The organism is Pedobacter caeni (assembly GCF_900129215.1).
In the GTDB taxonomy this organism is placed as follows: domain Bacteria; phylum Bacteroidota; class Bacteroidia; order Sphingobacteriales; family Sphingobacteriaceae; genus Pedobacter; species Pedobacter caeni.
Genome location: NZ_FQUQ01000012.1, coordinates 1 through 9,167, shown reverse-complemented (window position 1 = coordinate 9,167; position 9,167 = coordinate 1). Strand labels below are relative to the sequence as shown.

Here is a 9,167-nt window from a genome sequence, read left to right as displayed (position 1 = left end):
GATCTCTGCCCGTAAATTGAAACTCGGCAATGCTGAGCACACCAACGACTGGCCAAAGGCATAATTCAAATTAAGGAAGTTTAACATTTAAAAAACATTATCATGGCATTTAAAACCAGACTGAACTTAGGTTCAAAAGAATTCGATGTGTTGCAGTGCAGCTTTTCATTGAACAGAGACGTAGACGCAAAAGGCCGTCCGTCATCAGGCGTTTACGGTGGAACAATTCACCTTCAGGTAGAATCAACAGAGGATACCTCAGTGATTGAATCTATGGTGAACAACCAGTACAAGCCACTTTCAGGCACAATCACCTTCAAAAAAGGGGAAGAAGATGCAAAGATGAAGGAATTGTCTTTCGAAGACAGCTATATCATCCAGTACAATGAGGGTATTGCGGTTAATGACAATACACCTATGACATTAAATTTTGTAATATCGGCACGCAAACTAAAAATCGGTAATGCAGAACACATCAACGACTGGCCAAAGGCTTAAGTTGAGACCTTGAAGTCCGTAGAATCAATTGTTGGTTCTGCGGACTTCCTGTTTAATAGATCTTCCTATAATGTTCATATATCATGGAAAAGCATTTAATCAAAGAGATTAATATTAAAGATACTGCAATATCGCATTTCAGTTCATTTACGTTGCAGCAGCAATTTAATGAACATCACTATTTTGAACTCCGGTTCAATCATGATCAGATCGGAGCCCCGGGGCTGATCACACTGGAAAGCAGCAGAGATTTTATCGGGCAAACCCTGACCGCAAGTTTCGGTTATGCAACCGATAAAATGCAACGGTTTGCAGGAATAGTAACTAAAGTAGCTTTAACTCAAAGCAATGGTTACCATGGCATCCTTGTGGTAAGTGGCTATAGCCCTACCATCTTGATTGATCGTGGCCCGGATCTTGGGTCGTACCTGGACAAAGACCTGGAAACAATTGTCAGGCTTGCCACACACGATACCCCGGTCAATGATTTAAAGATTAAAACAAATGTCAGTCGTAAAAATGTGATTGATTATATCATACAGTACCGTGAAACTGATTTCAACTTTTTAAACCGCCTGAGTGGTGAATACCACGAATGGTTCTATTATGATGGTGAAAACCTGAATTTCGGTAAACCTGATGATCAGAAAGAACTCAACCTGGTTTACGGAAGAGACATCAGCAGCCTGCAGTATGGAATGGAAGTGGCACCGGTGAAAAGCAAAAACTACGCCTATAACCCCATTCAAAATGAGTTGCTGGCAGGGGATACCTCGGGAAAGGCAGAAGGCAGAACAGATTTTGTTCATGCAGTTAAAGCCTCCCATACTTTGTACAGCAAAGGATTTAATCAGGCATCATCCATTCGTGTGGATAATGGGGAGGACCTGAAAAATCATACGGAGAATGAAGAGAAAGCGAACATTAGTGAGCTGTTAAAAATAAACGCCAGAGGAGATAACCCTGAGCTGGGTATCGGAACAGTTGCTGAAATCAGCATGAGCCTGAGAAAGGACCTCTCTTTTGTAACTGAGAACCTGGGTAAATTTCTGATTACTTCGATCAGTCATACCATCGATGAAAGAGGACATTACTTTAATGTCTTTGAAGGAATTGTGTCCAATACAGAAAGGATTTTAGTGAAATCTTTTGATAGACCTAATCCGGAAATGCAATTGGCAGATGTGTTGGATAATGCAGATCCTCAGGGAATGGGACGAATAAAAGTGAAGTTTAAATGGACTTGTAAAACCAACGATCCAAGTGCATGGTTGCGTGTGATTACACCAGATGCAGGAAGCAGTGAGGTGGTCAGTAAGAACAGGGGCTATGTATTTATCCCGGAAAAGGGGGATCAGGTAGTCGTTTCCTTCGAAGGGGGAAATCTGACCCTGCCCATCGTTATGGGAAGCGTGTTCCACGGTAGTAACGGTGCCGGTGGTTCCAGTGCAAATCACCTGAAAACCATTGCAACCAGAAGTGGCAATAAGATCACAATGAACGACGCGGAAGGAAGCATCAAAATAGAAGATCCTTCAGGAAATGTGGTGTTCATGGACGGTGCCGGAAATATTGACGTCACTGCGCCAAATAACATCAGCTTCAATGCAGGTCAGAATATTACCTTGAATGCAGGCATGAACATCAGCTCTACTGCCGGCCTTTCTGTTTCGGAGAGCGCGGGTGTAAATATCAGCCATATTGCCAGCGGAATGATCAACCAGAATGCGGGCGCAGATTACAGTTTGAGGGCAAGAAATATCCTTAAAATTGCAGATGAAAGCATTAAATCTGATGCCAGTTCACAAACAAAAATAGCTACAAAAGATATTCAGATCAGTAGTCTGGAAGGCAATGTAAACAAGCATGCCCAAAAGGAAATTCAGGTCAATAGTTCTGAGAAATCTACGAACCATTAAGCAGATGTCGAACGGAAAAATCATAGAGATTGCGGGGACTACCATTACCGAATGTGTAAAGGGTGATTATGAGCTTTATGGGGATAATATTTTCTCCACTGCAGGGAAGGAAGTACATGAGGAAGGGAAAGAAAATGGGAAGACCCATGGCGATCCCAAAGGACCTCCGGTAGTTGATGCTGAACCCATTGAAGCAAAATGTATCGTGCAGTTTCGCCCAAATGCAGGCTATAATGGGGAGTATGGATTCGACTGGGTCAGATTCGGGGACACAGGAGTAAAAGGAGATACCTGGTACAGAGATATCATAGGCGAAATGGCCATAGATAAAAGTGGTAATCCGGTGTTTGTGAATCAGGTTAGTAAGTATGACTTACTGCTGAGGAGTTTTAAAAATATGGTGATCCCATGGAAAGGAAAAGTTAAGGGAAACCCATACCTGTACACACAAGCTGTGATGACCCTTTGGGAAGGATCAACCGCAAAACTCAGTCTGAAGGTCGAGATGGTAGAAAAACCGGAAAAACTGATCATCAGGCAGCGGAAAAAAAGTGCTGAAGAGCCTGATTATTTTACGTTTAATGTCACAGATGTGACGATAAAGGATGGTAAATATAATTTGACAGATTTTCTGGAGATCAGCTGCACTCAGAGTTTTGATACGGATCAATTTATCGATGTGATGGCGGTTGTTGGTGAAACAGAGGTTTTAGCTGGCTGTCTGACGATTCTGAAAAATGGTAAAGCACATCGGAAATCGGTGAAAATTTTATTTGTAAACATTACTACTGCTGAAGGAAGTGTTAAACTGACGGGAGAGGAGGCAAGAATTAAAAAGTACCTCAAACAGGCTTATGTTGATGCGACTGTCGTTTATGCAAAAATGGACCTGACAAAGGATAAAGCTTATAATGATGAGATGGATAATGGAGAGGCTAATTTTAATACTGATTTAAGGTTTCATGAACGTTTGTATGAAAAATTTAAAAAGCAGAAAATAGGAAAAAAGGTGATTGGGAAAACGTATGATAATTATTATCATATATTCTTTACCAAAAAAATCCTGGGCAATAAAGATGGTTATCTACTGGGAGAAGTAGACGATATTGGTGGTGATCATGCAATTATACTGGATGTGCGCGGCGTTTCTAAAACAACCGGGACTCCATTAAACTCCATCATCAGTACTGCAGCTCATGAATTCTTTCATTTGATGGGATTGAGCCATACTTTTTTAAATAAGAGCAAGTTTGTGTTCAAAAAGTTTCATACGGATAATGTAATGGATTATAGTGATATCGTAACGAAAGATATACCTGGAATCTATACTTTCAAGTGGCAGTGGTCAATTGTTCAGTCAACTATTGCCGCAAAGAAGAAAGCAAGAAAAGGAAAATGAGGAAGAACTACCTGCAAATAAATATGATGATCCTGTTGCTCGGAATGTTTACGGCCTGCAACGGACAACATGCTCCCAATAAGGAGCTGACTAAACCTGTTTCAAAGAAAGAAGAAAAGAAAATTGTGCATATGGAAAAGTTCGACATCAAAAAATATGAGGAAAGAAAAAAGAAAGATTTTTCATATGAAGGTTATCAAAAGGACGACAACCTCTATATACAACAATATAATGGAATAAAAGAGGGCTATGTGGAGATGGAGTACGATAAAAGCCTGGTCACAGAGTATATCGAAGAGTTGCAGTATAAAAACGGACACAGGATCGTCAGGACGTACGATCTGGAAGGAAATATAAAGCAGAACAGGGAATACTTTTCGATAGATATGGAGGTCGGAAAATGGCGTGATTTCAGTCCTGCAGGACTGGTGCTGAAAGAAGAGGATAAAGATGAAAATTACAAAATGTCTTTAGACCGGATATTGGCTTTTGGCAGAGAAAATCACGTTGATTTTGGAGAAACAGGAAAAGTAAAGCGTTACCGTTCCCCGGATACAAAGAAATATGTATGGGAACTTTATTGGAATACAGGTAAACCAGGGAAAGCATCTGGAGAAGCAACATTCAGGACAGTTATTATTGATGATTTAAGTGGTAAGGTCATGGCTGATAAAGAAGCATCCTCACCATTATTTCTCATCAGGAACGCGGATAATTAAATAGGAGTTAGGAATTGCATACAGCTACCATGGAAGAGGAAATTACATCCGGTGAAATCACCAGGACTCCGGCGAAATTTGCCGGAAACTTCTCGGTTTTATTGCAACTGAAGCCTCCACATTTTAGCCGGGACTATGAGGTGATGATCGTCTTCTCTGAAGGGATGAATGAGCTGAACTTAAAATACCAGCTAAAGGTGACTTATGTAAAGACCCTGGAAAAGGCGAGGATCTTTCGCCTGGAAAGGCTCAGTCCGGTATACATAAATGAAGATCTGCCGGATGTTCTTCTCGATCAGCTGGCCCTGGAAACAGCTCAGGTATTTTATCCCTTATTGCTGGAGGTCGACTTTGATGGGAAATTTCTTTCGGTGCACAACCATCAGGAAATTGTAGGCAGATGGCCGGAATTGAAAGAAAAAGTAAAAGAGTACTTCGTTGGTCCGGTAACTGAAAGGTATCTGGATCTGATGGAAAAGGGGATTTTAGATCAGGATACGGTATCGGAAAGGTTTAAAAATGACCTTTTTATCCGTACTTATTTTGCAGCCATTTATAAGTCGTACGGAGTGGATTACAGACTGGAAGAACAGGTGTTTTTTCCTATGAATGAAGAGCCGGATCCGCCTTCCTTTTTATGCAGGCAAGAGGTGGATCCATATCTTAATGTGGATGGTGATCTGGAGATCCATCACCATGGGAATTTGGAATTAGCAGATTTTGAAGGGGATTATAAAGCTGACTATGTATTGGATGCCGGTACAAGGTCGATAGAAAGAATTCATGCTTGCTGGAATTTAAAGAAAGAGCAGTTGAAATCTACAGATATTATGGTATTCCGGACGGATCCGAAAGCACCTGTACAGGAAGAGGCCGCGGAAAACCAGCACCTTTCTTCTTTGGTTTATCTTGATGGGGAAGTTAAACAGAAAAGAGGAATTTTAGGGTCATTATTCCGCAGATAGGATAATTAAAGTTAAAAGACAATGGGAGAAAAACATTTAGTGGTACAGGGGGCTACCTGTCTGTGTAATTTCGGTACCTCAACAGATAAAGTGAAGGTGTTGACGCATAAAAGGGAATACGCTAACGACAATGGTGCAGAGAAAAAACTGATCGCAAGTACTAAGGATATCGGTTCTACACTGGAGAAAAATAGTTTTGGCTCCTGTGCAAAGCAGAAAAATAACCCTTGTGTGGCAGTCATCACAGAATGGACAGGTTTTTATGAACTGGATACCTTAAGTAATGGCGGAAAAGTTTTGCTGGAAGACAGTAAAGCAACTTGCCCGATTGGCGGATCGGGATGTATTAAAATTATTAAACACGGACAAACAGCGGAAATGGGTAAAGGCGCTGCACAAAAGGCAAAGCAGGAAGTGCAGAGCGCATTAAACCCGATGGTGGATATGGATGATCTATTGGATGAATTACCTGCTGTAGAATAAAATTAACGAGCAATGAGTATAGCGATTAACGGTGAAAACAGACCGCAGATAGGGACTAAATTTACATACAGGCTTTTCAATAATCTGCTGATCCAGATGCCTGTGGTAAAATGGGCGCTTTTTGAAGGCACCGGAAAAAAACCAATGCTGGAGAAAACCGTGGGTGAATTTACTTTTAACCAGAAGGCACTGGGAAAGTCTTACACGATTGTGGCTTCCTATCTGAATACTTTTCAAACCGGCAAAACGGAACTGGTAAAGTTAACTGTACAACCTGTTGCCGGCAAACCGGTGATACAAAAAGTTTCCTGGCAGGATGTGAACCATAAGGAGCTGGGCGGACGTCCGGTAGCTTATATGGATCAGGTAAACCTGGTGATACAAACCGCGAATATTCCGAAAAATGATAAGCTGACCATTACGGTATTTGAAGATGAATATGAGGATGGGCATGGCGATAGTTCCAGAAATATGGGAACTTATACTGCTTTAGTTATGAAAAATGGTCAGGCAGGGCTGATCTTTCCCCACTTGAACCTCTATCAGAAAAAGCTGAATGGTCTGGATTATTTAAATGAGTCGGAACATGAGTTTTATGTCAGGATTACTTATGATAATAAGATTGAAATCATCAAAGATAAGATCATATTAAAAGTGAAAAATGAGCTTAAACAATTGATTAAGCCCGATAAAAGCAACAATCCGGCAACGGTGAAACCTGCTCCTGAAAATCCAAATACCAAGGTGATCAGTGCGCAGTGTATTGTACAGTTCAGGCCTAAAAGCAATTGGGACGGAAGTCACTACGGTTTCGACTGGATCAGGGAAGGGGATTCCGGTTTGCCTGCAGATATCATTGCGAATATTTATGAGAAAATTATTGGTAAATACGATGCCAGCGGGAATGTTTTTCAGCCGGATCCGACTAAGTTTACCCTGCTCAAACCTTTGTTCTATCCGGTAACTATTCCCTGGAAAATGGTGGGGGCCTTGCCGAAACCTTATTATGTGCCCTGGTTAAGCCTGTTTTTAAATGCAACAGCCAGTATTAAAATGCTGATAGAAGTGAAAAGTCCTCCGGAGCGTTTAAAGATCCGGTATCTGAATGCATATTTTGAGTTGAATGTTGCTGGAGGAACGAAAGAGGTGGATAAAAGCGACAAAAGGTTTAGTTTCTTAGTTTTACCTGCTGCGGCAAAAGCGGTAACAGCAGCCGGTGCAAACCGGAAACTTGATATGAGTATCAAGTGTATTAAAGAATTCAATTCAGATATTATCCTGGAGGTCTATGCAGAAGAGAAACAACTGAGCAAGAGCATTGTTGATAAGCTGGCAGGCAAGATGAATATTGTGGCAAACCAGCAGAAGTATACCGCCAATGTTGTTTTTGTAAATATGACTACGCTGATCAATGGTGGGACTACTCCTGCTTCCGGATATACCCCCTCTTTTGCCGGTCAACAGAAACAATACCTTGAAAAATTTATCAGACAGGCCCTGATTACTCCTAATATTGAAACCGCTAATTTCAATTTGGCTGCCGATGCTACGTTGATTACGGATTATGTCTTTAATACTCCGGCAGGTAAAATGCTAAATAAATACCACAATAGTGGAAGTGGTGCGTCTTTAGTGGCTTATCTGGAAGCTAAATTTAATGCTGTGCCGGCCAATAGCAGGTTCCTGAACTATTATAAGATTTTCTTTTTTGGAGACCGTGGAGGGTATTATCTTGCCAATGGATCGCTAAGGCATCTTGGTGGTTATGCCAATGGGATTCCCTCTAAATCAGCGGTCATGTTCTCGAATCCGCAGTCTTTTTATGTAACACATGAATTGATGCATTGTATGGAGCTGAGCCATAGTTTTGACAACAGTGGCCGGTTTACTTTTAAACAAGGTTTGACAGAAAATATCATGGACTATTCTCATATTGGTGTTCCTGATGGGGCTGGTGGAACGACACCGATTTTACCTCAGATCAGCACCTGGAAATGGCAATGGGCAATATTACAGCGAAATGTTAAGTAAAAGAACTAAATTTAAAATGATGCGGATCACAACTGTTCTAATTATAACTATGCTTGGTCTCGGTTGTCAGGCTCAAAAGAAAGATAAAGTGGAAAAACTAAATGTAGCTGAATTTAAAGCTAAGGCAATTGTAAGTGATGGCACTGTCAGCTTAGCTGATGGAAAGAACGTAAGTACAAAGTCCTATGGATATGAATATGTAAAAGATGGTGTTTCTATTTATACTTCGGGCGATGATGTTTCAGGCTTTGTACAGACAGAAACAGCTCCGCTTCCTCATATGTTTGTCGAGGTAAAGTGGTATTATCCTGATGGAACCTTAAAATCCAAAGGCGCTAGTTTTAAGAAAGATTCCTTTGAAAAAGGAACGTGGACTTATTATGACGCATCTGGAAATCTGGAAAAAACGGAAGATAAAGATGCGCCTTATCAGGCATTTCCATGGGAAAAAGTCCTGGAAGTGTTGAAGCAAAAGAACATTTCCTATGAGCAGATTGAACATGTAGGAAGGGTTTCCGATGCAAAGGGAGCATTCTGGAATATTGCCTATATGAAAGATAAGGCAAAACATATGGGCGAAAGTTTCAGTATAGATGTTAAAACCGGACAGGTGATTAATGTGAAGCCCATGGACTTAACGATTTGGTTGGATTAAACCGTACAGGAAATTATTGAAAGAAATTCAGTACGGGAAATAAGACAGAAATCAAATTTGTATGTCTTGAAAAATAAACGGCCAGCGGGCTTTCCGCTTTTTCTTTCTTCCTGTCGACATTGCGTTTCTATTGTGCTGTTTGGTAATGCATACACTGTATTTTAATCCGGCGAATAAATTAGCTTTAATTAAAAAACAACCCTCTTTAAAAGTCCTTTAAAGATATTTTTATCTTTCTCATATATCGTGTTGATTTAAACGTAAAAATGGCAAACTTTTTGCTATCTTGTATACAGTTAATTAATAACAAACCTTAAAACAAAAAGTTATGGCTTTCAAAGCAAGATTAAACTTTTCAGGCAAAGAGTACGATGTACTTCATTGCGCCTATTCCCTAAACCGTGATGTAGATGCTAAAGGAAGACCTTCTTCCGGAGTGTATGGTGGAACGATCGATATTGAGATCGAATCAACCGAAGATACCTCTGTCATCGAAGC

Annotated in this window: 9 protein-coding genes; all 9 read left to right on the top strand. The window is 40.6% G+C overall.

Going from position 1 to position 9,167, the window contains the following annotated elements; genetic code table 11:
- Positions 1 to 102 precede the first annotated feature (102 nt).
- The gene (tssD, locus tag BUC20_RS33415; protein ID WP_073239182.1) at positions 103 to 498 is read left to right on the top strand and encodes a type VI secretion system tube protein TssD; all 396 of its coding nucleotides are present in this window, start codon (positions 103 to 105) and stop codon (positions 496 to 498) included.
- A gap of 83 nt (positions 499 to 581) precedes the next feature.
- On the top strand, positions 582 to 2,417 hold the full coding sequence (locus tag BUC20_RS33410; protein WP_073239180.1) for a type VI secretion system Vgr family protein: 1,836 nt from the start codon (positions 582 to 584) through the stop codon (positions 2,415 to 2,417).
- 4 nt (positions 2,418 to 2,421) lie between these two features.
- Positions 2,422 to 3,816 (top strand): hypothetical protein, encoded by a 1,395-nt coding sequence (locus tag BUC20_RS33405; protein ID WP_073239178.1) that lies wholly within the window; start codon positions 2,422 to 2,424, stop codon positions 3,814 to 3,816.
- On the top strand, positions 3,813 to 4,535 hold the full coding sequence (locus tag BUC20_RS33400; RefSeq protein WP_073239176.1) for a hypothetical protein: 723 nt from the start codon (positions 3,813 to 3,815) through the stop codon (positions 4,533 to 4,535). The genes BUC20_RS33405 and BUC20_RS33400 overlap by 4 nt, the downstream gene beginning before the upstream one ends.
- Before the next feature lie 29 nt (positions 4,536 to 4,564).
- Positions 4,565 to 5,500 carry a hypothetical protein gene (locus BUC20_RS33395; RefSeq protein WP_073239174.1) on the top strand — a complete coding sequence of 312 codons (936 nt, stop codon included), beginning with the start codon at positions 4,565 to 4,567 and terminating at the stop codon, positions 5,498 to 5,500.
- 21 nt (positions 5,501 to 5,521) lie between these two features.
- Positions 5,522 to 5,983 (top strand): DUF4280 domain-containing protein, encoded by a 462-nt coding sequence (locus BUC20_RS33390; RefSeq protein ID WP_073239172.1) that lies wholly within the window; start codon positions 5,522 to 5,524, stop codon positions 5,981 to 5,983.
- 12 nt (positions 5,984 to 5,995) lie between these two features.
- The gene (locus BUC20_RS33385; RefSeq protein ID WP_073239170.1) at positions 5,996 to 8,014 is read left to right on the top strand and encodes a hypothetical protein; all 2,019 of its coding nucleotides are present in this window, start codon (positions 5,996 to 5,998) and stop codon (positions 8,012 to 8,014) included.
- An 88-nt stretch (positions 8,015 to 8,102) separates the two neighbouring features.
- Complete coding sequence (locus BUC20_RS33380) at positions 8,103 to 8,669, top strand: toxin-antitoxin system YwqK family antitoxin (RefSeq protein WP_143166992.1); 567 nt, start codon at positions 8,103 to 8,105, stop codon at positions 8,667 to 8,669.
- A 328-nt stretch (positions 8,670 to 8,997) separates the two neighbouring features.
- Positions 8,998 to 9,167 (top strand): type VI secretion system tube protein TssD (gene tssD / locus BUC20_RS33375; RefSeq protein WP_317042825.1); only part of this gene is annotated, 170 nt, incomplete at its 3' end.